Source organism: Gracilibacillus marinus (genome assembly GCF_042651725.1).
GTDB classification, from domain to species: domain Bacteria; phylum Bacillota; class Bacilli; order Bacillales; family Amphibacillaceae; genus Gracilibacillus; species Gracilibacillus marinus.
Map to the genome: position 1 here is coordinate 51,265 of NZ_JBHSDV010000006.1, position 25,018 is coordinate 76,282.

At 34.7% G+C, this 25,018-nt stretch carries 22 protein-coding genes; 8 read left to right on the forward strand and 14 right to left on the reverse strand.

Going from position 1 to position 25,018, the window contains the following annotated elements:
* Window positions 1-24: 24 nt before the first annotated feature.
* The 3 genes from ACFOZ1_RS14995 (at window position 25) to ACFOZ1_RS15005 (ending at window position 2,178) form a co-directional block, all read left to right on the forward strand.
* The gene (locus ACFOZ1_RS14995; protein ID WP_390200574.1) at window positions 25-708 is read left to right on the forward strand and encodes a response regulator transcription factor; all 684 of its coding nucleotides are present in this window, start codon (window positions 25-27) and stop codon (window positions 706-708) included.
* Window positions 695-1,777, forward strand: a complete 1,083-nt coding sequence (locus tag ACFOZ1_RS15000) for a sensor histidine kinase (RefSeq protein ID WP_390200576.1) — start codon at window positions 695-697, stop codon at window positions 1,775-1,777. Before ACFOZ1_RS14995 ends, ACFOZ1_RS15000 begins: the two co-directional genes overlap by 14 nt.
* Window positions 1,778-1,944: 167 nt before the next feature.
* The gene (locus tag ACFOZ1_RS15005) at window positions 1,945-2,178 is read left to right on the forward strand and encodes a glutaredoxin family protein (protein ID WP_390200736.1); all 234 of its coding nucleotides are present in this window, start codon (window positions 1,945-1,947) and stop codon (window positions 2,176-2,178) included.
* Between the two features lie 224 nt (window positions 2,179-2,402).
* Here the strand turns inward: ACFOZ1_RS15005 and ACFOZ1_RS15010 are convergent, their stop codons facing one another.
* The 5 genes from ACFOZ1_RS15010 to ACFOZ1_RS15030 form a co-directional block, all read right to left on the reverse strand.
* Complete coding sequence (locus tag ACFOZ1_RS15010; RefSeq protein WP_390200577.1) at window positions 2,403-4,988, reverse strand: ABC transporter permease; 2,586 nt, start codon at window positions 4,986-4,988, stop codon at window positions 2,403-2,405.
* Window positions 4,985-5,668 (reverse strand): ABC transporter ATP-binding protein, encoded by a 684-nt coding sequence (locus ACFOZ1_RS15015; protein ID WP_390200580.1) that lies wholly within the window; start codon window positions 5,666-5,668, stop codon window positions 4,985-4,987. Before ACFOZ1_RS15015 ends, ACFOZ1_RS15010 begins: the two co-directional genes overlap by 4 nt.
* A gap of 126 nt (window positions 5,669-5,794) precedes the next feature.
* Entirely contained in the window at window positions 5,795-6,799 is a 1,005-nt protein-coding gene (locus ACFOZ1_RS15020) for a sensor histidine kinase (RefSeq protein ID WP_390200582.1), read from the reverse strand.
* Between the two features lies 1 nt (window position 6,800).
* On the reverse strand, window positions 6,801-7,484 hold the full coding sequence (locus tag ACFOZ1_RS15025) for a response regulator transcription factor (RefSeq protein WP_390200583.1): 684 nt from the start codon (window positions 7,482-7,484) through the stop codon (window positions 6,801-6,803).
* Window positions 7,485-7,599: 115 nt separating this feature from the next.
* Window positions 7,600-8,439, reverse strand: coding sequence for an aldo/keto reductase (locus ACFOZ1_RS15030; RefSeq protein ID WP_390200585.1), 840 nt, complete (start codon window positions 8,437-8,439; stop codon window positions 7,600-7,602).
* 213 nt (window positions 8,440-8,652) lie between these two features.
* Here ACFOZ1_RS15030 and ACFOZ1_RS15035 point away from each other — a divergent pair, with 213 nt between their 5' ends.
* The 3 genes from ACFOZ1_RS15035 to ACFOZ1_RS15045 all read left to right on the forward strand — a co-directional run bounded on the left by ACFOZ1_RS15035 (window position 8,653) and on the right by ACFOZ1_RS15045 (window position 11,594).
* Window positions 8,653-9,633, forward strand: coding sequence for a tRNA dihydrouridine synthase (locus tag ACFOZ1_RS15035; RefSeq protein WP_390200586.1), 981 nt, complete (start codon window positions 8,653-8,655; stop codon window positions 9,631-9,633).
* A gap of 94 nt (window positions 9,634-9,727) precedes the next feature.
* Window positions 9,728-10,654 (forward strand): ABC transporter ATP-binding protein, encoded by a 927-nt coding sequence (locus ACFOZ1_RS15040; RefSeq protein ID WP_390200737.1) that lies wholly within the window; start codon window positions 9,728-9,730, stop codon window positions 10,652-10,654.
* Window positions 10,641-11,594 (forward strand): ABC transporter permease, encoded by a 954-nt coding sequence (locus ACFOZ1_RS15045; protein WP_390200588.1) that lies wholly within the window; start codon window positions 10,641-10,643, stop codon window positions 11,592-11,594. Before ACFOZ1_RS15040 ends, ACFOZ1_RS15045 begins: the two co-directional genes overlap by 14 nt.
* Before the next feature lie 59 nt (window positions 11,595-11,653).
* On the opposite strand, the gene ACFOZ1_RS15050 is transcribed toward ACFOZ1_RS15045, so the two are convergent.
* Window positions 11,654-12,640 carry a diaminopimelate dehydrogenase gene (locus ACFOZ1_RS15050; RefSeq protein WP_390200590.1) on the reverse strand — a complete coding sequence of 329 codons (987 nt, stop codon included), beginning with the start codon at window positions 12,638-12,640 and terminating at the stop codon, window positions 11,654-11,656.
* Window positions 12,641-12,798: 158 nt separating this feature from the next.
* On the opposite strand from ACFOZ1_RS15050, the gene ACFOZ1_RS15055 reads away from it, so the two are divergent.
* Window positions 12,799-13,386 carry a hypothetical protein gene (locus tag ACFOZ1_RS15055; protein ID WP_390200592.1) on the forward strand — a complete coding sequence of 196 codons (588 nt, stop codon included), beginning with the start codon at window positions 12,799-12,801 and terminating at the stop codon, window positions 13,384-13,386.
* A 664-nt stretch (window positions 13,387-14,050) separates the two neighbouring features.
* Here the strand turns inward: ACFOZ1_RS15055 and gtfA are convergent.
* From gtfA to ACFOZ1_RS15085, 6 genes are all read right to left on the reverse strand, one after another.
* Window positions 14,051-15,523 carry a sucrose phosphorylase gene (gene gtfA, locus ACFOZ1_RS15060; protein WP_390200594.1) on the reverse strand — a complete coding sequence of 491 codons (1,473 nt, stop codon included), beginning with the start codon at window positions 15,521-15,523 and terminating at the stop codon, window positions 14,051-14,053.
* Window positions 15,524-15,535: 12 nt separating this feature from the next.
* Entirely contained in the window at window positions 15,536-16,492 is a 957-nt protein-coding gene (locus ACFOZ1_RS15065) for a carbohydrate kinase family protein (protein ID WP_390200595.1), read from the reverse strand.
* A 31-nt stretch (window positions 16,493-16,523) separates the two neighbouring features.
* Window positions 16,524-17,345, reverse strand: coding sequence for a carbohydrate ABC transporter permease (locus tag ACFOZ1_RS15070; RefSeq protein WP_390200596.1), 822 nt, complete (start codon window positions 17,343-17,345; stop codon window positions 16,524-16,526).
* 2 nt (window positions 17,346-17,347) lie between these two features.
* Window positions 17,348-18,211 carry a carbohydrate ABC transporter permease gene (locus ACFOZ1_RS15075; protein ID WP_390200598.1) on the reverse strand — a complete coding sequence of 288 codons (864 nt, stop codon included), beginning with the start codon at window positions 18,209-18,211 and terminating at the stop codon, window positions 17,348-17,350.
* 53 nt (window positions 18,212-18,264) lie between these two features.
* Window positions 18,265-19,491, reverse strand: a complete 1,227-nt coding sequence (locus ACFOZ1_RS15080) for an ABC transporter substrate-binding protein (protein WP_390200600.1) — start codon at window positions 19,489-19,491, stop codon at window positions 18,265-18,267.
* A gap of 77 nt (window positions 19,492-19,568) precedes the next feature.
* Entirely contained in the window at window positions 19,569-21,758 is a 2,190-nt protein-coding gene (locus ACFOZ1_RS15085; protein ID WP_390200604.1) for an alpha-galactosidase, read from the reverse strand.
* 328 nt (window positions 21,759-22,086) lie between these two features.
* On the opposite strand from ACFOZ1_RS15085, the gene ACFOZ1_RS15090 reads away from it, so the two are divergent.
* A complete protein-coding gene (locus tag ACFOZ1_RS15090) occupies window positions 22,087-23,076 on the forward strand; it encodes a LacI family DNA-binding transcriptional regulator (protein ID WP_390200606.1) in 990 nt (329 codons plus the stop codon).
* A 187-nt stretch (window positions 23,077-23,263) separates the two neighbouring features.
* On the opposite strand, the gene ACFOZ1_RS15095 is transcribed toward ACFOZ1_RS15090, so the two are convergent.
* Both ACFOZ1_RS15095 and ACFOZ1_RS15100 read right to left on the reverse strand, forming a co-directional pair.
* Window positions 23,264-24,358, reverse strand: coding sequence for a site-specific integrase (locus ACFOZ1_RS15095; protein WP_390200608.1), 1,095 nt, complete (start codon window positions 24,356-24,358; stop codon window positions 23,264-23,266).
* On the reverse strand, window positions 24,351-24,890 hold the full coding sequence (locus tag ACFOZ1_RS15100) for an ImmA/IrrE family metallo-endopeptidase (protein WP_390200609.1): 540 nt from the start codon (window positions 24,888-24,890) through the stop codon (window positions 24,351-24,353). Before ACFOZ1_RS15100 ends, ACFOZ1_RS15095 begins: the two co-directional genes overlap by 8 nt.
* Window positions 24,891-25,018: the final 128 nt, after the last annotated feature.

Consider the following 25,018-nt stretch of genomic DNA (forward strand, 5'->3'; position numbering starts at 1 on the left):
TAATGTGGCAAAAGAGGTGATTCGATGAAACAAACCATATTAGTAGTAGAAGACGATAAAATGATTCGTGAACTCATCCATATTTATTTAACAAAAGCTGGGTATGATGTAGTCGAAGCGGGAGATGGAGAGGTTGCTAAAGAAATTTTTCTAACCAAACATCCTTGCCTAATTATACTTGATTTAATGTTACCAAAGCTAAGTGGAGAAGATTTTTGTAAATGGATTCGAGCACAAGAACGTAATGAAGTGTCCATTATTATGCTATCAGCTAAATCGCGTACGGAAGACAAAATAAAAGGTCTAAAACTAGGTGCAGACGATTATATAGTGAAGCCTTTCGATTTAGAAGAACTACTTGCTCATATTGAAGCAGTATTACGTAGGACAGGACAATTCTGTCAGAAGATTACTTATGATGGACTTTGTATAAAACCAAGGAAAGGCGAAGTATTACTTTACGATAAGGATATTAAATTAACAAAGCATGAATTCAATTTATTGTATTACTTTATGGAGAATCCCAATATGGTCATTTCTCGAGAAGCGCTTATGAATCAATTGTATCCATATGCGGATAAATCAGTGTTAGATCGAACTATTGATGCACATATAAAAAAATTACGAAAAAAAATTGAAAAGGATCCTGCAGTACCGAAATGGATTATCACAGTAAGAGGAATGGGGTATAAATTTGTTACGGAATAAAATATGGAATATGCTTCATCCGAAACAATTATTATTCCAATTAACATTTGTAAATATACTAATTATTGCCGCTTTTGTAGGTTTGAGTAGTTGGGCATTATATAATACTGCATGTATGCTTGCTAATGGTTTAGTTTCTGTGGAACAACAAAAACAAGTGCACTTTGAAGCATCATTATTTCAATACTTATGGATTTTTAGTATATCTGCGGTAATTATTGGGAGTATCTCACACTTTTATTTAACGAAAAAAGTGACAAATCCATTAAGGAAATTGATTGTTTCTGCTAAGACAATCAAGCAAGGTGAATACCCAAACCCTATTCAAGTCAATACAGATGGAGAAATAGGAGAATTAACCAGTCATTTTAATGATTTAGTTTTACAATTAAAAGAAAATGAGCAATATCGACGAAAAGTAGTATCTGATTTATCTCATGAATTTCGTACACCATTATCTAATTTAAGTGGTTATTTACAAGCATTACATCAAGGTGTGATTGAAGGTGATAAGAAACTCTATCTATCTTTATACAAGGAGTCGAAACAACTGATACATTTAATTGAGCAAATGGAACAACTAAAAGAATGGGATTCTGTATCAACTAAGCATTTGATAGAAAAATCGTCTGTTCAAATGAAAGATATAGTAGATCAATCAATGGAGATGTTTCGTTGGTCTATTACAAAAGCAAATATTAAATTTCATTTAGAAGTAGAACCATGTGTTATAAAGTTGAATAGTAGCGGAATTTCGCAAGTTATCAACAATTTATTAGATAATGCCATTCGATATTATGAAGGTATGGAGACAATAAAAATAAAGGGAAGAGATTTTCAATCAGAGTATAAATTTAGTATTACTGCTAAGGGGAAGCGTATTCCATTAGCAGAACAAGAAAAAATCTTTGAAAGGTTTTATCGTGTAGACTATTCTCGCTCACGTGAGTTTGGTGGTTCAGGTTTAGGTCTTGCTATCTCTAAAGAAATCATTGAACAACACTATGGAAAGATTGGCGTTGTTTCAGATGAGCATGTACATACTTTTTGGTTTTGTTTGCCGAAGTAATGAATAGAAAGAATATAGCAAAGTCTCACGTAAGTGAAAAAGAATTATTGACAAATTACTCATAGAATTAAATTCAGTGTATTTTGTCTAATTAACATCAATGGAAGAACGAACACTAATAAAAATAGAGAAGATGGGGGTATTAAAAAATAGAGAGTAAAGTTGTTATATATACCACTACTATGTGTTCTGTATGTCATATGGTTAGAGAATTTTTAATAAGTATGGATATCGAATTTAAAGAAATCAATGTAGATATCCATCCAATTGAATTGATGAAACTAATAGGAAAAACTAAAAGGTTCTCTGTTCCGCAAGTAAATATGTATGGTGAATGGATTATTGGATTTAATCCAGTGCGAATGTTAGAGGTAATGGAAGTGAATCGAACTGAATTCTAGAATATTAACAGAAGGGTGTGTGTAGAAACCGCTCTGGATTGTCCAATTCGTTTTCCATGTTTTTTTCTTCAGCTAACTTTTCCAAGCACATATTGAATTTCAAAATTACCAAATAGAGTTATCTTCTAATACGCATAAAATCCAAACGATTCGATAAATAGCTTCCGAATCGCTTGGATTTTTTCAGATTAAGTAATTCTTTCGTCTCCGTCTCTTTTCGCCATTTATATATTCTCTTGCTTCAAACCATCGATAATATTTTCTTTTCTAATTCTAGATGTAGCATATATCATCGCAGTACCTACAATCAGAAGGATGGCGCAAATAACGATACAGATATTTAACCAAGGAATTTGGAATCCGTATTCAAATGTACTCCCAACAGATTTGTGGATAGCTAGCATGACAAGGATGCTTATCGAGATGCCATAAACTAATGCATTGAATCCATAATAAATGGTTTCAAAATGAAGCATCTTCCTAAATCCTTTTGGTGTCATTCCTACTGAACGTAACATGGCGAATTCTCGTTTTCGTAAGCTGATACTAGTTGAAATAGTATTAAATATATTAGCAACAGAAATCAAAGTAATGAGCGTGATAAACCCATAAGTGAATACCGACATTAATAAAAGAGTTTGTTCCTCTTGTTCTCTTTGCTTGTGCACATTATAGACTTGCATCGTCCCATCATTTTGATAATCAATCGCTGCTTGTGTTTCGATTGGATCACTACTATTTATATACATATGTTGTGTTTTGCCGATTGTGAATGTATCCATTACGGATTGGGACACAATCATGTTTACGCCCCCTAAGCTTGCAGATTCAACTCCAATTGGTAGCTTATCCGTCAATGCACCTATTTTAATGGACTGGAATTTTTCAAATTTTGCTTCACTATTATCCTCTTCCGTGATTAATGACTGGTATAAGTCTAATACTTGGCCTACTTCTGCTTCTAATGCCTTTGTTTCGATGATTTTTCCTGTCATTCCATCTTCATATGTGATCTGATCAATCACAATTGCTGTTGGCTGCTCTGTATTCATATATTCTTGTGCATTTGCACCTATTTCTTTTGCAAAAGCAGTGAAGCTAGCATCATCCAAACTTTGCAAAACTACATAATAAGGGTATTGTCCGTCTTGAAGTGCTAGTATCCCCTCATCCAATAGTTCCTTCATTTGAGGAGATAAATGCTTTTGATCGACAGGTGTTTGTACATGAACACTGACTTGTTCTGAAATAATTGCTTTTGTGACATGTTTTAGATTAGCGAAGTTCTTTATCTCGTCTAATGCCAAATTCTCTCCATATAAAGTGATATCATATTGTATATCACTTTGGGACAATAAGAGTGATTTCTTTAAATTATCGGTAAAAAATGTAACAGACAAAAATAACACAATACTTATTATTAATGAAAATAATGTAGCTAGATAACGCAATTTATGTCTTTTTACATTCTTAATCCCAATTTCTGCTTCTATTCCAAATAATTTTTGAATGAACCTTGAAGTGGATACAGTTTTTGTTGTTATTTTAATATCATTTGTCTGTCTAATCGCATCAATTGCAGAAGTTTTTGACGCTTTCATTGCAGGTAGATATACAGAAAGAAAAATGGTAGCAATGGAGATGAGAATCGCAGCCATAATCGATAAAGGTGTGATTGTCAACACAATGCCAACAGATACACTTAAAGCATCTTCTATAAATGTATTAATATACTTGAAGGTTATCCATATCCCTGTTATACCTGCAAGAATGCCGATAGGGATACTGATTGCTCCGATAACCGCACCTTCAAAAAAGACCGAATTACGTTTTTGTTTTTTTGTTGCACCAATACTGGATAACATACCTAAATGCCTAGAGCGTTCAGATACGCTGATTGCAAATGCGTTATAAATCAATGCAATAGAGCCAATAATGATGATACTAATAATAATTCCAGCTAAGGAATATAAAGTTGCACGCAATTGGTCATTTGCAGTAACACCATATAGACGTAACAAATCACTATTAAAGTCTGGTTTCTCTAGACCTAAAGATGTACTCAGTTTCTTTGCATGTGTGAAAATCGAGCCATCTATTTCTTTTACTGTGACATAAGCATCCACTCTGTCTTTAGGTGGTAAATGATTCCGATCGACATATCCAATAACAGTATAGCCAGGTGCCCATGCTGGTTCCCATGATGGACTCTTTATTTTTCCAACAATTTGAACTTGCTTCGTTGTATGAACGCGTAATTCTTCAGCAATCTCTTGATTGTTTCGCTGTAATGGCGTGGTTTGATCAAGTATTTTGTTCTCCGTCTGATGAAATCTTTCTCCGACGGCCATTGTGAGCTGATCACCGATTTGGTAGTCTATATTTGCATTTCCTATGATTGCTTCTGAAATGGCGACTTCATTCTCGTTTTGCGGAAGCCTTCCTTCCACAATCTCGATAGGAAATTGCTCCATACCTATGTCGTTATAGTTTTGAATAAATAAATATGGCTTACTTTTATTTTTGGAATGCTCTAATGTTGCATATCCATCACTTGCTAGAACTAGTTTGTTCGTTTCACTATCTTGTTGAATTTCCTCGATTTGTTCAGTTGTTACATCTTTATAATGAACGTGCCATTCTCCGTACTGTGAGATATGTTGTCGAATCATTAAATCTAAGAAAGAAACCCAAAGTGTTGCGACAGCTGTAATCATCGCAACAGATATAATGACACCAATAATTGTGACAAGTGTGCGACGCTTGTTCTTTTTCAGATGTCTAATCGTTACTTTATTGACGATATTCATTGGCGGATAACCTCATCTTTCGAGATTTTGCCATCTTCAATGGAGATAATTCGATCTGCTTGTAATGCGATACGCTCATCATGCGTGATGACAATTAATGTCTGATTGAATGTCTTATTAAACATTTTTAATAATTCAATGATTTCTTCACTATTTTTGCTATCAAGATTCCCTGTTGGTTCATCTGCGAGCATGATTGCAGGATTGCTAATTAAAGCTCTACCGATAGAGACGCGTTGCTGTTGTCCTCCTGATAGCTGATTAGGTAAATGATGTAGGCGACTAGTTAAACCCAAAATTTCTGTTATTTTTTTGAATTGTTTCTCATCTACTTTTTGTTCATCTAGGAGCATTGGTAATTGTATGTTTTCCTTTACAGTTAAAATAGGAATTAAATTATAGAATTGATAGATAAGCCCGATTTGACGTCGACGAAATATAGCTAATTGTGTTTCATTTAAGTCATATATATCTGTTTGATCAATTAATACTTTCCCGCTTGTAGGACGATCTACACCACCTAGCAAGTGCAGAAGTGTGGACTTACCTGAACCAGATGGTCCGATAATACAGACGAAATCCCCTTTGTTAATAGAAAAAGAGACATGATCAAGTGCTTGGACGGCTGTTTCTCCCGTTCCGTACGTTTTCGTTAAATCTTTTACTTCTAGTATATTCATGCATAATCCTCCATACCTTTTTGTGATACTTCTAAGTTTAACCAAGTAAAATGACTATAGCGTGACTCTAAAGTGACAGTTTATTCACATACAGTAAGGTGAACAAAAAAACAGGTGATGATTGTATTAAATCGCCTGTTTGTAAAATTTAATATGAAATGTAGTGCCTTCATGCAGGGTACTGGTCACTTTTATATTTCCATCTTGGCTTGTAATAATAGAATGTGCCATCGCAAGTCCTATGCCGACACTGTCATCACTTGCTTGTTTCCCTTTGTAAAAACGTTTGAAAATATGTGGCAGTTCATCTCTTGGTATACCTTTTCCATTATCTGATATGTGTATTTCGGTATAGAGTACATTTTCTGTGAAGTGGATAGAAATCTTACCATGTTCGTCGGTATGTTCCACACAGTTCTTCAAAATATTCGTAAATGCTTCTACAGTCCAATTCTTATCGGCCATTACTGTTAATGTGTTGTCACCAGTAATGGAATATGTCTGCATTTTGATTTCCAATGGGACAAGTAGAGGCTTCATTGCTGATTGTATAAGTGTAGTGAGACGGATTGGTTCTTTTTTGAATGTAACGGTTCCAGCGTCTATTTTGGAAAGCTTTAATAAAGAAGAGACAAGCCAGTCCATTCGCTCTAATTGATTTTGAATCGTTTTAATAAATTCTACTCGTTTTTCCTCACTTAATTGTGTTGAACTTAATAAGTCTGCCATTACCATTAAGGAAGTCAACGGGGTTTTTAACTGATGGGATATATCTGAAATGGCAGATGTGAGTTTATTCTTCTCTTCTTGTAATAGAGTACTTTGTTCAGAAAGCATGATTGTAACTTTGTAGATATTATTTTTTAATAGACTCAGTTCGCCTTCTTTGTTGTCTCTTACATCTAATCGAAAATCGCCATTACTTATTTGATGTAAATATCCAGATAATTTCTCTAGTTCGCGATAACGCCACTTGGTGAATAAGAGAAAGCAAGCAATCAATAGGATAGAGACAATGAACACAAAGACAGCTGCCTGTAAATTCATTGTGATAAGAGCAATTATTGCACTTAGGATACTGATGAAACAAAGGGATAGAATGAAATAGAAAATCTCACGATTTCGTAGCATACTAATCACCTACTTTATACCCCATACCACGTACTGTTTTAATGAGAGTAGGTCGTTGGGGATCATCTTCTAATTTTTCTCGTAATCGCTTGATGTAAACAGTGAGTGTATTGTCATTAACAAAGTCGCCAGCCATATCCCAAATCCGATCAAGCAATTGTGCGCGAGTTAGCACTTGTCCGATATGATTCGCAAAGATAAGTAATAAGCGGTATTCTAGAGTGGTTAATAAAACTTCCTTCCCATTTTTGTATACTTTCCCTTGAATTGGATGGATATGTACATCTCCAATTGTAAGCAGGTTTTGAGATTGTATTGGTCGATGATAGCGACGCAGAACGGATTTAATACGTGAAATAAGTTCACGTAGACGAAATGGTTTGGTAATATAATCATCTGCACCCATATCAAGCCCCATCACGACATTTACTTCATCATCATATGCAGTTAAAAAAATGATAGGAATATCTTTTTGTTTTTTTACATATGCACATAAGTCATAGCCACTCCCATCAGGTAATTGAAGATCAAATAAACACATATCAATTGAATCTAATTGTTGATCAATTAATTCCATAGCAGTAGTAGCATCATGACAAACCACTGTCTCAAATGCTTCTTGTTTTAATGAAGAATCTAATCCAGATGCAATTGTTCGATCATCTTCTACTAATAATAGTTTCATCATTTACTCCTCATCGTTCATTTCTATAGTTTCATATTAGTAGAATTAAAACTTTCCGTCAAAAAAGACTTGTCACATCCATTGTTTGTGCCAAGTCTAAACGTCGTACGTTGTATTAGAATTCTTCATATTCTGCTGGATTCTGATTATTCAGGCGTCCGTTAGCAGTTGTTAACCGATTTATTTGTTGCATATCTTCGTCAGCTAAATGAAAATCAAAAATAGCTATATTTTCTTTCTGGTGTATCGGTGAACTGGAACGTGGAATTGAGATAGATTCTAGTTGATAATGCCATCTTAATATAATCTGTCCAGTTGACTTATTATATTTTTTTGCAATGGATTGTAGTGTTTTATTTTCCAATATATCTTTAGCCCGCGCTAATGGACTCCATGATTCTGTAATAATAGCATGTTCTTTATGATACTGACGTTGTTTTTCTTGGTTAAAGAACGGGTGTAGTTCGATTTGGTTAAGTGCAGGAAGTACACCTGTTTGATTATAAATCGTATCAATATGTTCTGGAAGAAAGTTACTTACACCAATAGAACGAATGAATCCCCATTTTTGTGCATCAATTAATGCTTGCCATGCTTCTACATACTTTCCTTGTATTGGATTAGGCCAATGGATGATATATAAATCATAATAATCTAAATTTGCACGATATAAAGATTCTTGTATTGTCTTTACTGCATCCTCATAACCATGATAACGACCAGGTAATTTAGAAGTGATAAAAAGTTCTTGGCGAGGGACAGATGTTTTTCGAATGGCTTCTCCTACCGTACCCTCATTCTCATAATTATAGGCACTATCTATTAAACGATAGCCGTGATCGATAGCACTCATAATCGCTCTTGTGCCAGCGTTTCCTCTTAATCCAACAGTTCCAAAGCCAATAGCAGGTATTTCATTTCCATCAATCATTTTGTAGAATGGAATTTGATGCATAGTAATCACCCTTTGCAATTATTTAATCTTTTCCCCAGTTTACGTGAGGTATCTATTCGAAGTAAAGGAATACGCTTTCAATTGATGCAGTGAATACATGTAGGGTAACGTTATTTAAGAAAAAAGATTTGATAACTATTAACACATATGCTATAAGTGTATAGGATAAACGTATGTTTTCATGATTCAACATTAGAATGAGGAGTTATAATAATGAAGAAAAATTTTTGGCGTGAATTACCTAAGCCATTTTTTATACTTGCACCAATGGAAGAAGTGACAGATGTTGTTTTTCGTCATGTAGTTAGTGAAGCAGCAAGACCAGATGTTTTTTTTACAGAGTTCACAAATACAGAGAGTTATTGTCATCCAGACGGACGTAGTAGTGTGCGAGGTAGGTTAACATTTACAGAAGATGAACAACCAATTGTTGCGCATATATGGGGAGATAAACCAGATTATTTTCGTGAGATGAGCTTAGGTATGGCAGAAATGGGTTTTAGTGGTATCGATATTAATATGGGCTGTCCTGTACCAAATGTTGCGACAAGAGGGAAGGGGAGCGGACTTATTTTGCGTCCGGAAGTTGCAGAGGAAATTATACAAGCAGCCAAAGCAGGAGGATTACCTGTTAGCGTAAAAACAAGACTTGGCTATACAGAAATCGATGAATGGATGAATTGGTTAACCCATTTATTAAAACAAGACATCGCTAATTTATCTATTCATCTACGAACAAGAAAAGAAATGAGTCTTGTAGATGCGCATTGGGAACTAATCCCTGAGATTAAGAAGCTTCGTGATGAGATTGCACCAGATACATTATTAACAATGAATGGAGATATTCTAGATTATCAAATGGGTATGGAGCTTGTTGAAAAGTATGGATTTGATGGTGTGATGATAGGGAGAGGAATTTTTAAGAATCCTTTCGCATTTGAGAAGGAAAAGAAAGCGCATAGTAGTGAAGAATTACTTGATTTACTTCGACTTCATTTAGACCTTTACGATAAATACTCAGAAGAACTAGAGACACGACCATTCAGTGCATTACATCGGTTCTTCAAAATTTACGTAAAAGGATTTAAAGGAGCTAGTTCATTAAGAAATGGTCTGATGCGTTCGAAATCTACAGATGAAGTACGTCAAATGCTGGATGAATTTGTTGAGAAAAGTAAAGAAGAGGTAAATTAAGTATAATTCAATAAAAAAATAATAATGTGGAAAAATAATGAAACATACTCCCCCTTTTATTCGTACATGTTACTACGAATCAGGTAAAAGGGGGATGTTTTTATTGAGTGAAGTTGCATTAGAACTTTCAAGTGTGAAGAAGAAGATAGGCAAGAAGGAGATTATTAAAGGACTTGACCTATCTATTAACAAAGGAGAGGTATATGGCTTTATTGGTCCGAATGGGGCAGGTAAAACAACAACCATTCGAATGATTGTAGGCTTGATGAAGCTAACAAGTGGCGATGTGAAAATTCTTGGTAAAAGTATACAAACAGAATACAAAAGTGCAGCAAGGAATATTGGCGCAATCGTAGAGAATCCAGAGCTTTATCCTTTCCTTACTGGTTGGAAGAATTTAAAGCATTATGCACGGATGTATGATGGCATCTCGAATGAACGAATCAAAGAAGTGGTATCACTTGTCGGATTAGATAGAGCAATCCATGATAAAGTTGGAAAATATTCATTAGGAATGAGACAGCGACTCGGTATTGCTCAAGCGATTTTACATAAACCAGCAGTACTCATTTTGGATGAGCCAACGAATGGATTAGATCCTGCTGGAATTCGAGAAATTAGAGATTATATTCGTGATTTAGCAAAGAAAGAAAATGTAGCTGTCATGATTTCCAGTCATTTATTATCTGAAATTGAATTAATGTGTGATCGAATTGGGATTATTCAACAAGGTCAATTAATCAAAGAAAGTTCTGTTCATGTAGACGACTCAGAAGCATTGAAACTGAAAGTGCTTATAGACGTCCAAGAAAGTGAACGAACAGAAACATTGTTAAAAGGTCGAGGGTATATTGTCAAAACAGAGGCAGGTAAGCTCATGCTAGAATTAGAACGACAAGAAATCCCTGTAATTGTAAAGCAACTTGTGGATGAAGGAATAGAAATATACGGAATCACACCGGTGAAAGTGACACTAGAAGAGCAATTCTTGGAACTGACGGGAGGGAATGTCATTGGGTAATGTGTTTGGTTTATTAAAAAATGAATTGTTAAAAACATATATAAGAAAATCAACATGGGTCATGTATGGAGTGATTTTAGCATTAATTATAGGCTCTGCTGTATTAACAGCCGTATTCGATGATGTCATTACAACAGATTATTCAGATAACTGGAGAGAAGAGTTAACGCAAGAAAATGAACAATACATTAAAGATGCAGAGGAATTTGGCTTTGAAGATATGTATGCATCTGACATTGCAAAAAATAATTATTATCTAGAGAATGATATTCAACCAACAGGATACAAAGCATGGCAATTTACTTTAGATAATGCGATGTTAGCATCACTCATTAGTTTATTCACCATTATTATTGGTGCAGGAATTGTCTCGAGTGAATTTAAATGGGGAACAATCAAGTTATTACTAATTCGCCCGATATCACGAACGACGATTTTATTTACAAAATTTCTCACTGTATTATTATTTGCTTTTGCAACACTTGTCTTTACGATACTTCTATCCTTAATTGTCGGTTCTATTTTCTTTGGATTTGAAGGAATCAATCCGTATTTTGTACTTGAAACAGTCAATGGATTTGAATATGTATCATTAATTGCAGAAGTCTTCCAAACATATGGATATAGCATGGTTACACTAGTAATGATGACAGCATTTGCCTTTATGATTTCTACGATATTTAGAAATAGTTCACTTGCTATTGGTTTAGCGATCTTCTTAATGTTCAGTGGGAATATGATTGTTGCAGCATTCTCTGATTACAAATTTGCTAAATATATCTTATTTGCAAATACAAATCTAAAACAATATGAAACAGGTCATTTACTATTTGATGATATGACATTAGGCTTCTCTGTTGTTGTATTAATCGTATACTTTGTATTATTCCTAGCTGTATCATGGTTGTCTTTTAACAAACGAGATGTGGCAGGACATTAATTTTTTTAACGAAAAAGACTAGCGGGAAATTCGCTAGTCTTTTGTAGTTATAGAAGAAATTATAAAAAATCTCTTCTTAATTCTTCGTTTGAGCGTTGTGAGATATAACTTGGTGCAATATCATAGACTGTTTTTGCACCGTATTGGTTTTCTTTATTTAATCGATAAGCAGCTCTTGCATATGCAACTAATACACTAGCTGTAAATTCAGGGTTGCTATCTAATTTAAGAGAAAATTCATAGATTTGGTTATGGTTATCCCCAGTGTTTCCACTATGAATCACAAATCCACCATGTGGTGCTTTTGAATGATCTCTTTGTAATTCTTCTTCTGTAATGAAATGGACTTCTGTTGTATAATCTGCAAAATAGTTTGGCATTGTTGTGATTGTTTCTACTATTTCTTCTTTGTTTGCATCATTTTCTGCTACGACATAACATACACGCTTATGTTTATCGGCATTAGAAAGTTCAGGATTTTCTCCATTTCTTACTCGCTGGATAGCCGCTTCTGTTGGAATCGTATATTGTACACCATACTTCACACCATTTACTCTTCTAATCGCATCAGAGTGCCCTTGGCTTAATCCCTTACCCCAGAATGTATACGTACTACCATTGGGTAAAATCGCATCTGCCATCACACGGTTGATGGAGAATAGTCCTGGATCCCATCCAACAGAGATGATCGCAGTTGTGTTTCCTTTTGTTGCTGCTTGATGAACAGATGCATAGAATTCAGGGATTTTCGCATGTGTGTCATAACTATCCACTGTGTTAAACATACGAGCAAGTTCTGGTGTTTGTTCAGGTAAATCGGTTGCTGAACCACCACACAATAACATTACATCAATTTCATCTTTGTATTTTTCTGCATCTGAAATATGTATAGCTTTTACATTATCACTACTTACATGTAAATCTTTTGGATCTCTTCTTGTGAATATTGCTACAAGTTCCATATCGTCTGTTTGATTGATGGCTTCTACAGCACCTTTGCCAAGATTACCATAACCTACAATACCAAGCTTAATCTTTTTCGTCATCTCTCTATCTCCTTCGACAATAATTTATTATGTAATACTATCTATTTTAATGTTAGTGAACAGTTAATTCAATCAAAATTGTGATTCGATTATTTAGATATTGCTATCAATCTTAAATATTGGTATGCTCAGTATAAAATAAGAAAGAGGTGTTTTACGTGAAGATTGTAGCAATGGAAGGTATTCAAACGAAGGATACAGAGAAGTATGCGGTTATTTTAACAAATCAACTGAAAGCAAAAGGATACAAAGTCGAGACAACTACATTCGATCGTAATAATGCGTTACAAAATGATATATGCCATCATACATATTTTAAACAACCTTTAAAAGATATTGCCTCAATTCAATTTCTAATTGCAGCAGATATTCAAAACAAGCAAGCGCAATTGGAAGAGTGGGAGAGTAATGGAGTCGATTATGTTGTGATTAATCGCTATACTTTATGGCAAGAAGCATATGCTGCGGTAAATGGATTTGATACGCATTTTGTGAATGTCTTACAAAAGTATATTCGCCAACCAGATTATGAAGTATTGTTAGATGTACCGTCAACACAGTTACAAACCTATCAAGATGAGAGTCATCGTAAGGCATTAGAAGACATGAAAGCATATTACTTACGAGAATCGAAATCGATTAATAATGCGACATGGAAAGAAGGGAATGTCAAAATTATTGATGTATCAGAAGATGAAGCGAAGATAGAAGAGGAAATCTTTCAATTTGTTGTTCATGATGAATAGATTTAAATCAATATACTAGAAGTTATAGATTATCCATATTAAAAAAGAAGAATTAGGATATTTATACTGTTCCTAAAAAAATGTATGGTTTTGAGATAGAAAGACGATGCGGCGTCACTCCAATGAGTAATTGTGAAATGAATGGTGTGCGTATACCTCGCTCCGGCTTGCCCACTCCCCTTTCCATGGGCTTTTTCCTTCAACTAACTTTTTCACGCACAAACCGCATGAAAAAGTGGATTTTCAGGAAAAAGGATCCCATAGGAGTTGGAGTGGGCGCCTGCGCTTAGTGAAGCTCTACAATGTTTGGAAGTGCTGACATTTTGGATTGTTACAGATAGGCGCTTATTTTGTTCATCGTGGTCGATATGAAGTAAAGCTAATATTTTTATGATTACTATAATTGTAGAGTACAAAAAAGTGTAGGTATCCGTTTCCGCGACTACGGGGGAAAAACACGGAAAGGGAAACGGACAAGCCGGAGCGGTTGCCGGTTGCATAAAACATATCGAATTTCAAAGTTATATCTCACTTCTAATACGGACAAAGTCCAAACGATTCGATTAATAACTGTCGAATCGTTTGGACTTTTTAGGTTATACATTCTTTTGTCAAAATCCTTTTGTATTTTCTACACTATTGGCAAGTTTTTCACACATGCAGCTTACACATCATAGCGAATCGTTTCGCCGTTATCGTTCACATATTCAATGATGGTTTGTTTTGTTTTTAAATCAATGAAAAGAGTACATGTATGTGTATCTTTTGTCCAAACTAAGCGTATTTCGTGATTTGGCGTATCTATGACAGAAAATTTACCATTAAATGCATCATACGTGTTTCTGAAATGAGTAAGTTTCATTAATCGTTTTACTACATCTTTTTCTAACGCTTGTTCAATTTCTTCAACCGTATAGTTATGTCGATTAATTTCACGTCCATCGCCAGTCTCTTTTATTTTCTCTACATCATTTTCACCTGCAAGCATACCAACATAATACACTTGTGGGATACCAGGTGTGAAATATTGAATCGCTCTTGCAGCGATGTAAGCATCATCATCGCAATTTAACAAGGAATAATATGTCCCACGAATTTGGTGTACATCAAAGCCATCTTCTGATTTATGTTCATCAGACAAAATTAGACTTAAATTCGCTCCGCGATCAGAGACAAGATGATTGATTAATTGCTTTGCTTCTTTTGTATCAATCAAATCATCTAAATCTGGTTTTACAGGTACACCATCATGACAATCTAACATCGTAAATTGTTTCTCAGGGCGATTGTTTAAGTAATCATTCAACTGTTTACTAGAAGTTGTTTCGATTGCTTCTAATACTCGATATGGAAGAATGAAATCATATATCCAACAACCATGTTCTGCTAGTTTATACTGTGTTTTATAATGTGCATGTACTTCAGGTAATAACACGATATCTAACGAATCAGCTAATTCTTTAATCCAATCAATAAATGCGTATATATCAGGTTCCACGAAGAAGCAACTTGTCCCCAACTTTTTGATTACATAACCAACAGCATCTAGTCGAACAATTTTAATATTTTGTTTTTTGAAATTCATAAAAAATTCTGTGAACAGTGCTTTTACTTTTTCAGAATGCACATCAAAATCAATTTGTTCAGATGGATTTGTTTTACCAAATGTTGTCCAAACTTTCTCTGTTTCACCTGTCTCTTCAATCGTAAAAGTGGAATATGGTACTTCACGACGTAAGAACATCTTGTCAATATCTTCTTGAACTGGATTACCATCAGCCCATACTTTATCTAATGTAATAAATAGATCCGCGTATTCTGAATGGCGTCCCTTTTTCAAGAAGTCTTGAAAATATGGTGATTGTTGAGAAATATGATTTACCATCAAGTCTACTAATATGTCAAAGTCTTCTCCGATTTCTTTAATATCTTCCCATGTACCGAAAGATGGTTCGATTTCTAAATAAGTTAATGGAGCAAATCCTCGATCACCAGATGAGGGGAAAGGTGGTAAGATGTGTACACCACCGGCGAATGTATCTTTAAAATGACGGTGTAAAATAGTGTTCAATGTAGGTAAGTCGCCACCTAAAGAATCTGGATACGTTATAAGCTGTACTTTGTTTTTTAATGACATATGCTCATCCTCCTATACATGATACATTTCTTTTAATTTAGCAACTGTAGGTAATGACACGACAGCACCAGTGTATCGCAATTTATATGCACTTACTGCAAATCCTAATTGAATCGCTTCTTTTACTGTTTGGCCTTGCACCAATCCTGTATATAAGCCTGACCAAAATGCATCACCAGCGCCTGTTGTATCTACAACTTTATCTGCTAATGTAGAGAAAGTGATTGTTTCTTCTCCGTTTGAAGCAATAGCACCGTCTTTTCCTAATGTTAAAATAACAAATTTAGCACCAAGTTCAAGGAATTTAGCTAATTGGTTTTTTGGTGTGTCTTTACCGAATAATCGTTCCGCATCATCTTCTGATGGTTTGATGATATCCACTTGACTGATGATGGATTTGATATAAGGAATTGCATATTCGCCTTTTTCCCAAATCATTGGATGATAATTTGGATCAAAGCATATAAGGACTTCTTCTTCTTTTGCTTTCGACAGAACTTTCTCTATTGTTTGGCGTGATGGTTCCATGGAAATGGGCCAACAAGAAAAATGAATCATTTTGGTTTGAGAAAGTGTTTTTTCAAGCTGATTCGTATAATTTAAATGATAATCTGCATCTCGATAAAAGATAGGAACAGGACTACTTGTACTTTTGGATACGACAACAATGCTTGTCGATTGATTGACTTGTTGCACGTGTGAGGTGTCCATATTCGCCTGTTGTAAATGATGAATTAGGAATTTCCCTAACCCATCATTTCCAACAGCGGAAGCAACAACTGGTTGCAATCCTAATTGTTTGACATTCATCGCGATATTAGATGGTGATCCACCAAAATACTTTCGAAAAGATGTTGCTTCAAATTGGTCACCATATTGTTCTGGTATCATATCGATAAGTAGTTCACCGATTGTCACAAGATCAATCGGTTTATTCTGGAATGTTAGTGTGTCTTCAAAATGCAACATGGCATACCCTCCTATGTGATTAAAATCAAATTTATTTAACAGATCCTCGCATGACACCACCAATAATCCATTTCTGTGCAAATATATAGACAATAATCATTGGAAGGATTGCTAGTAAATAGGATGCAAAAGCTAAATTATAATTTGTGCTAAATTGACCTTGGAATGCGTACTGCACAAGTGGCAATGTATATTGACTTTCATCACTTAACACAATAAGTGGAAGCATGAAGTCGTTCCATGCAGCAAGTGCTGTAAGGATTCCAACTGTTGCGTGCATTGGCGTCATTAATGGAAAGATGACTTTCCAAAATGTTGTCCATGTACTTGCACCGTCAATGGTAGCTGCTTCCTCTAATGCAATAGGAATGGTTTTCACATAACCTACATAGATAAATACATTTAAAGCTAAATGCATAACGATTGTTAAGAAGGCAAGACCTAATAGATTATCCATTCCAAGAAAACTTGTTTGTTTAACGATAGGTAACATGATGATTGGGAATGGAACAAACATTGCACTAATAAAATAAATATAAAGAAATTTATAGAATTTTTTGTGCATGTTACGAGCAATCGCGTATGCAACAAGTGAATGAACAAGAATTGCCATTACGACACTTGCGACTGTTACGATAAGACTATTTAAAAAGGATTGGTAGAAATTTGTTACTTCTATTGCTGTAAGGAAATTGTCGAATGACCAACTTTCCGGCAATGCTAACAGATTTCCACCCATTTCTTCAGGGGTTTTAAATGCAATCACAATCGTTAAATATAATGGAAATAGTATAAATAGTGTTCCGAGAATTAATAATGTTGTGATTTTCCAATTAATCTTAAGTCCTGACATCGTTATTTCGCCTCTTTTCTCTCAAGTACTCTTAGCTGGAATACAGAAATTACGACAATGACAATGAAATAAATAACAGCATTTGCTGATTGGTAGGCAAATTGTCCGCCACCTAATCCGCTTGTATAGATGAGTAAAGATATCGATTCTGTACTTGTACCTGGTCCACCGCCAGTTAGACCGACAATTTGATCAAATGCCATTAGGAAGTTTTTCATTGCAACAACCATATTAATTGTGAAGAAAGGTGCAACAAGTGGGAATGTAACTTTCCAAAACGTTTGCCATGCATTCGCACCGTCAATGGATGCTGCTTCATACACTTGCTGATCAATTGTAGCTAAACCAGCTAAATAGAGTAATGTGTTAAATGCAGCTGCTTGCCATACTGCTAATATAACAATTCCAATCCAAGCTAAATCTGGATTTCCAAGAATATTTGTAGAGATTGCTTCAATACCTAGAGAACTACCTATGTCTGGTAATACATGTGTGAAAATAAATCGAAAGATATAACTTACGATTAGTACACTTAAAATGTATGGAATGAAGTATGTTGCACGTAATGTCTTTCTGAATTTGATATTTGCATTTAAACCAAGTGCAATAAAAATACTAATGATGTTCACAAGGATTGTCGCTATAATCGCGAATTGGAATGTGAATCCATATGCACTTAATGCACGAGTGTCTTGAAATACGTTGAAATAATTCTTCAAACCGGTAAAATCCCATGATCCATACCCTTTGTAATCAGTAAAACTAAAGAAAACACCTTGTAACACAGGGAAGGTATGAAAAGCAAAAAACAAAATAAATGCTGGAACTACCATCCAAAGAAAAGCACGGTCTTTTTTTGCTTGCATTATTTATTCTCTCCTTCTAATTCTGCATGTTGATTCTTGGGAATAAGCAATTATTAACGATCAATTACTTTATTCCACTCGCTGTCAAATTTCTTCAATGCTTGTTCTATGTCGTTATTAATATAGAATTCTTGAACAATACCTTCTTGTCCTAGTCCATTAGGGTAATAATGATCAACAAAGCTTGTAATAGAGCCATTCTCAAAATGATGTTTGATTCCTTCAAATGCTTCATCCTCTTGAACAATGCCCTTTATCGCAGAGAATGCTTTTTGATCTTCTGTATATCGTTTGGCAATATCCTCTCGAAGCATAAATTCAATGAATTGTAATGCCTCTTCTTTATGTTCTGTTGCTTCACTTATCGCGAGTGTTGCATCAACACCTGATATGAGTTTATTTTCTTTAGGATTATTTGTTGCAGGTAAAGCGAATGTGCCAAGCTCTAACTCGCTATTGATTCTGAGTAATTCAGGAACGACCCAATTACCTTGAATGTAGAAAACACCTTCCCCATTTGCAAATGCACGGTTTCCATCATCGTATCCTACACCGATAATGTCGCGTTGCCCATATTCTGTTAAAGTGGCAGCTTTTTCAGCTACTTCTTGATAGGACTCTTGAAAGGTCGTTTCGCCGTTTGTTTTCATTACATTAAAGTCTTTTGGTACAAGATTACTTGCAATCGCATTCCATGACGGCATTGCGGTCCATGCATCTTGTAGTGTGTAATAAATTGGAATTTCACCATTGTCTTTTACTGTTTGTAATACTTGGATAAATTCATCCCATGTTGTTGGAACTTCTAAATTGTACTTTGTTAATTTATCTTTATTGTAGATGACACTAACAGCATTTGTTGCATACGGTATCCCGTAATTGCCATCTACCTCTTCTCCAACTAAACGTGACAACATATCTAAATAGGTTGGTTGAATAGTAGTAAGTAAATCTGAATCAGAGAAGTCATAAAGAAATCCTTCGCGCCCCATTTCACCGTATAAGGAGTCACCTGAAATAGACATAATATCAGGTAATTTATTTCTAGTTAGTTTTGTGCGCATGACAGTAACAGGTTCTGGTGGTACTTCGAATTCAATATTAATTTTCGGGTGTTCTTCTTCAAATTCTTCAATTAGTGATTCATAGAAATCCATGCTCTCTGGTTTATTTGAGAAAAATTCCAATGTTACTTTATCGTCATTTTCCTCACTATTACAACCGATGAGTAAGCTAGCACTTAACAAAATAATTGTAGTCATTTTGGTTATTTTCTTCATTCTTATCCCTCATTCCATATGGCTTTCTCAATGATGTAAGGTGTCTGATTCACGATTCAGACACCTATTGATTTTAATTATGCATGTTCTTTTAAACGCCAAAGAATACTTGTGAAATCTTCTTCTGGATAAGGCACATTTAGTCCCATATGCATTAACTCATCTCCGCCGTAAACTTCACCAGTCTCTATAATTTGATAGTCTTTATTAGGATCGAGTCCAGCTAATTTGACAGAATGAAATGGTCCATTTGCTTCTGCTAGAACGTGTACATAGATAAATACAGCTTCTGATTTGTCTTTATTTACATGGATGGTACCGTAGTTTTGCTCTTCAAATGGATTGACTAATCGATATAAATCTCCAAATTGAACAGTTTTGCGTATCGATTTATATAAGCTGACTTGTTGGCTAATGATGTCTAATTCATCATCCGTAAGCTTGGTTACATCAAGTTCATATCCTAAGTTTCCATCCATTGCGACATCTCCTCTTGTTTGAAGAGGTGTCACTCGTCCAACTTGGTGATTTGGTACGACAGATACATGTGCTGCCATAGAACTTACTGGGTATACAAGTGATGTACCATACTGAATACGTAAACGAGAAATCGCATCCGTATTATCACTTGTCCATGTTTGTGGCATGTAATAGAGCATACCTGGATCGAATCTACCGCCACCACCTGAACAACTCTCGAATAGAATGTTCGGGAACTTTGTAGTTAACTCTTCCATTACAGCATACAAACCAAGCATGTATCGATGTGCCATTTCTTTTTGGCGATGTTTTGGAAGAAGAGCGGATCCCATCTCAGTAATATTTCTGTTCATATCCCATTTCACATAACTAATTGGTGCGCTTTCTAAAATGGCAGAAATTCGTTTGGTGATCTCTTTACAGACATCTTCTCTAGAAAAGTCAAGTACTAATTGATTTCTACTTTCAGAACGACGACGATTTGGTACATGGATACACCAATCTGGATGTGTACGATAAAGTTCACTATCAGGTGATACCATTTCTGGCTCAAACCATAGTCCGAACTGCATCTCTTTCTTTCTCACTTCCTCTGCCAGTGAAGCGAGACCATTTGGTAATTTATTTGTGTCGACAATCCAATCACCTAGAGAAGACGTATCATCATCCCGTTTACCAAACCAACCATCATCTAGTACAAACAATTCTATTCCTGTTTGTTTTGCTTTTTCGGCAATATCTAAAATAGATTGTTCATTAAAGTCAAAATAAGTCGCTTCCCAGTTGTTAATTAAAATAGGACGTTCTTTATCGCGGTAATCCCCTCTGCAAAGACGCTCACGGTATAACGTATGATACGTACGTGACATATCTCCAATCCCGTTTCCGCTATATATCATCACTACTTCTGGTGTTTGGAACGATTCGCCGTGTTCGAGTAGCCAAGAAAAATCAAAACTATTAATCCCCATATTGACACGTGTCATCATTGTTTGGTCCACTTCTACCGTTGCATCGAAGTTACCACTATAAACAAAACTAAATCCGTATGCTTCTCCAGTTTCTTCTGTTGTATCTGGACGGACTAATGCGATAAATGGATTTTGGTGATGACTACTTGAGCCACGTCTACTACTTACAGATTGTGTGCCACGTCTTATCGGAAGACGCTCAATATCACGTTCTCTTACATGAGCACCAGGTAAATTAATCATTTCGAATTTTGTATCACGTATATCTATATTCATGGAAGCGATTTTTGAGATACTAACAGCTTCGTTACCTTTATTCACTATTTGTACAGATCGTGTCAGTACATCTAGCGCTGGATAGATCGTGTATTGTAGATGTACATCTACATCAATTGTCTTGTCAGTTAATGTGATTGTTACTGTTTCTGCTTCATTACTTTCTTCAACATATGTTGCAGGAAGTCCATCTAATTTAGGTTTTCCTTCAGTAATTTGATGGCTTGTATAACGAAAATCAGTAATTCTTGAGCCGTCTTCACAAACTAATTGAATCGCAGGGTTACGAAAATCAGTGTTCCCATATGCAGGTAACTCCTGTGGTAATGTATCTAATGAGAAAGCACGGTCTTCCTTATTTGGATTTGGTGAGAATCCTCTATCACGGTAGCGAAGTGTTGTTGGAATTCGTGTTTGTCTAACTTTCTTTCCCCAATAGATATGTGCTAAGTAACCATCATTCACTACTTGCATCACATAACTCGTTTTATTTGTTTGTAAATGAAACGTACGGTCTAATTCGTTGTATAAAATAGGCATGTACATCCTCCTAAGTAGTATGTTGAAATCTAATCGATTTCCTTCTAGTATAGGAAATCGATTTCAAAGTTTATTCAGCACATAGAATGCTTTTTGCAATTTAAAGTATAATAGGCGGAAAAATATATGTCAATCGTTTTCATATAAACACGTCATATATTTTTCTTTAATAAAGCTTGTTTGTTGATATAAAAGCATTGATTGTACTTGAAATATTAATTTCTGTATGGTAACGTTTGACATGTAAAATGTGAAAGACATAATCTGTCGTATGTTATAATGATTTCGATAGTAATGTGTAGTTTCCAAATAGAACGGAGAATAGATTATGGCAAGCATTAAAGATGTTGCAAAACATGCTGGTGTATCTGTTACGACAGTATCACGCGTGTTAAATAATAGAGGATATATTGGTAAAGAAACACGTCAAAAAGTGGAAGAAGCAATGAAAACATTAGATTATCAACCAAATCAAATCGCAAGAGCGTTATTGAAAAATCAATCATCTGTCATTGGTGTGATTGTGCCTGATTTAAGTCATCCATTTTTTGCTGAATTAATTAATTGGATTGAATCGACAGCAAGTAGACATCATTTAAAATTGTTAGTGTGTAATTCATTACAAGAGGCCGAAAAAGAAGCGAATTATATTACAATGCTTAAACAAAATAGAGTAGATGGTATTATTATGTGTAGTCATTCTCAAGAAGTAGAGGCATATCGTAATGTTGGCATGCCGCTTGTGTCCTTTGACAGAATCTTATCTCCAACGATTCCTTATGTTGCAAGTGATAATTTTAGAGGTGGGGAGATGGCGACACAACACCTCATTGATCAAGGATGTAAAAAATTATTATACATTTCTGGTCCATTAGATAATGACTTATTAGCAAATCGTCGTGGCGATGCTTTCCAGTTGAAATGTATGAAATCGAATGTGGAATGGAAGATACTAGAGGGTGCGCATATTAAAGCGACATTTGAAGACAACTGGAGCTATATTGATAAAGAAATTGGTGCGTATCTTGAGGATTATGATGGAATCTTTTGCAGTAATGATATTATGGCATACACGTTATATATGTATGCAACTGAAAAAGGCATTCAAGTACCAGAACAAGTGAAAATAATTGGATATGATTATCATAGTTTTACAAGAATGCTGAAGCAACCATTACTTACAACAATTAAGCAACCAATTGAAAGTATGGGAAAAATGCTATGCCATTCTTTAATCGAACAAATAGAAGGAAAGTCTGTGAAACAAGTAAACAACAATGTGTTTGACGTGGAATTGGTTAAAGGAGAAACGACATAACAATAGAAGTAATATTTGTTGCGCCATACCCTGTGGGGGTGTATATAGGTTAAATTGTGTTAAGATGATACAATCTACTTAACCTTATAATTACCGTTATATCAATAATTATAAGGTTTTTATATTTTTTTAGAATCCATTGAAATAAGTTACTTTCACAAATATTTTGGTACAAATTTGGTACAGATTATCCAACCATATTATCAAGAAGTTTAATTGTATTCTCTTCATCTTCTTGTCTCATCTCTTTTAAAATATGAGTGTAAATTCCCAATGTTGTATTAATATCTTTGTGGCCCAATCTTTCACTGACATAATTAATAGAAATTTTTTTATAGATTAACACACTTGCATGTGTATGCCTTAATCCATGCATAGTTATCCTATTAATTTTTAAATCATCTAGCATTCCTCTTAATACGTCATTAGCATATCTGTTACTTATTACTTTATTTTTCGATTTAGGGCTATAAAATACAAGTTTGTGGATATTAGATGGTAATGTATCGAATAATTCATTAAATAGTGTCATTACTTTTTTATTCATTTTAATCGTTCTATTTTCAAAGTTTTTAGTAGGACCAAAACCAGGACTAACATTTGGTTTGTAGTACCATGTTTTGTTAATCGTGATAGTATTGTTTTTAAAATCAAAATCATTTCTTGTGAGTCCTACCATTTCACTATATCTCATACCACTGTTAATAGCCAATAAAATCAGATAGTGCACTAATCCTTTATCTAATCTATTATAAACTTCTCTCTGTAATTTTTGGCTATCAATATAATTGAGATGCTTGTCTTCGGGAGATTTAGCTTTTACCGTATAGGTTATTGTTACATTTCTCGTGAAATCGAAAGGAATAATCCTTTCATCAACAGCATCTCTAACACATGCTCTAACATGCCGATTAAGTTTAGTTACAGTTTCCTTCGCGCGTTTTGCCCCAAAATCATTAATAAACTTTTGATAATCACTCTTAGTAATGCCTTGTATATGCCTACTACCAAAATATTCTCTAACTGCAGTTAAACTGTCTTGATAATGTAGTTTTGTCAATTCAGAGACATTCTTTTTATATACTTCAATCCAATTTTCAAAGTACTCGTCAAATTGCTTTGGTTTCAAGTGAGGCAATATTCCTTGATTTAGTTTACTTTCCATTTCTGCAGCTGCAATTTGTGCTTCTTTTTTTGTTTTAAAGCCAGACTTAGTTATATCTTTTGGCTTTGCACTAATTTTATATCTCCATGTTTTCCCTCTTTTTAAAAAGCTAGCCATACATTATTTTCCTCCTGTCATTTCTCATCCCTCTTTTACTGTTATTTTTAGTAGATTGTGAGATTATTATATTACTTTTTATCTTGTCTAATCTAGTCTTACACAATGTTGGTGTGACACAAAAATCATAACTTAGTTGATCTATGATGTATGGATCGTCTAGATTATAATTTTTAATCATGTGATGAGGGAGTGCAGCATATAGCGTAAAATTTCTAGCATCCCATTCCTGTAATTCACGAAAAGCATCCGACATCATAGTTTGGTGTCCAGAGTGTCTTAAAATGTGTCCTAGCTCGTGGAGAAACTCTTCTTTCTGTAAATTCGATTCTTGGTGCTTGTTAATGTTAATCGCTTTGTATCGGCCGAATATGTCATATCTAGTTGGTAATGGTTTGTAATGAATGTAAATGCCGAAAATTATTCCAATCTTTTCTGGATTAATATCTCTTGGTAAAACTATTTTCCTACGCAAATACAAATCAGTTACCCAGTCTTCAAGTGCTGTTGTTGTGTAATTGTATAAGTTCATATCACCACTCCTTGAATACATTATAAGAACATTTGTTCTATTAATCAACAAAAAAATAAGCCTCTAAAGGCTTGTTATCCAACTAGAGGCAAATTAATTAATATGTTTTTCATATGAGTATCTTCTTT

What these genes read in the sequence shown, in the direction of transcription:
- ACFOZ1_RS14995 (WP_390200574.1), top strand. Translation starts at nt 25, where the DNA reads ATGAAACAAACCATATTAGTAGTAGAAGACGATAAAATGATTCGTGAA.
- ACFOZ1_RS15010 (WP_390200577.1), bottom strand. Translation starts at nt 4,988, where the DNA reads ATGAATATCGTCAATAAAGTAACGATTAGACATCTGAAAAAGAACAAG.
- ACFOZ1_RS15015 (WP_390200580.1), bottom strand. Translation starts at nt 5,668, where the DNA reads ATGAATATACTAGAAGTAAAAGATTTAACGAAAACGTACGGAACGGGA.
- ACFOZ1_RS15020 (WP_390200582.1), bottom strand. Translation starts at nt 6,799, where the DNA reads ATGCTACGAAATCGTGAGATTTTCTATTTCATTCTATCCCTTTGTTTC.
- ACFOZ1_RS15025 (WP_390200583.1), bottom strand. Translation starts at nt 7,484, where the DNA reads ATGAAACTATTATTAGTAGAAGATGATCGAACAATTGCATCTGGATTA.
- ACFOZ1_RS15030 (WP_390200585.1), bottom strand. Translation starts at nt 8,439, where the DNA reads ATGCATCAAATTCCATTCTACAAAATGATTGATGGAAATGAAATACCT.
- ACFOZ1_RS15035 (WP_390200586.1), top strand. Translation starts at nt 8,653, where the DNA reads ATGAAGAAAAATTTTTGGCGTGAATTACCTAAGCCATTTTTTATACTT.
- ACFOZ1_RS15040 (WP_390200737.1), top strand. Translation starts at nt 9,728, where the DNA reads ATGTTTTTATTGAGTGAAGTTGCATTAGAACTTTCAAGTGTGAAGAAG.
- ACFOZ1_RS15045 (WP_390200588.1), top strand. Translation starts at nt 10,641, where the DNA reads ATGTCATTGGGTAATGTGTTTGGTTTATTAAAAAATGAATTGTTAAAA.
- ACFOZ1_RS15050 (WP_390200590.1), bottom strand. Translation starts at nt 12,640, where the DNA reads ATGACGAAAAAGATTAAGCTTGGTATTGTAGGTTATGGTAATCTTGGC.
- gtfA (WP_390200594.1), bottom strand. Translation starts at nt 15,523, where the DNA reads ATGTCATTAAAAAACAAAGTACAGCTTATAACGTATCCAGATTCTTTA.
- ACFOZ1_RS15065 (WP_390200595.1), bottom strand. Translation starts at nt 16,492, where the DNA reads ATGTTGCATTTTGAAGACACACTAACATTCCAGAATAAACCGATTGAT.
- ACFOZ1_RS15070 (WP_390200596.1), bottom strand. Translation starts at nt 17,345, where the DNA reads ATGTCAGGACTTAAGATTAATTGGAAAATCACAACATTATTAATTCTC.
- ACFOZ1_RS15075 (WP_390200598.1), bottom strand. Translation starts at nt 18,211, where the DNA reads ATGCAAGCAAAAAAAGACCGTGCTTTTCTTTGGATGGTAGTTCCAGCA.
- ACFOZ1_RS15080 (WP_390200600.1), bottom strand. Translation starts at nt 19,491, where the DNA reads ATGAAGAAAATAACCAAAATGACTACAATTATTTTGTTAAGTGCTAGC.
- ACFOZ1_RS15085 (WP_390200604.1), bottom strand. Translation starts at nt 21,758, where the DNA reads ATGCCTATTTTATACAACGAATTAGACCGTACGTTTCATTTACAAACA.
- ACFOZ1_RS15090 (WP_390200606.1), top strand. Translation starts at nt 22,087, where the DNA reads ATGGCAAGCATTAAAGATGTTGCAAAACATGCTGGTGTATCTGTTACG.
- ACFOZ1_RS15095 (WP_390200608.1), bottom strand. Translation starts at nt 24,358, where the DNA reads ATGGCTAGCTTTTTAAAAAGAGGGAAAACATGGAGATATAAAATTAGT.
- ACFOZ1_RS15100 (WP_390200609.1), bottom strand. Translation starts at nt 24,890, where the DNA reads ATGAACTTATACAATTACACAACAACAGCACTTGAAGACTGGGTAACT.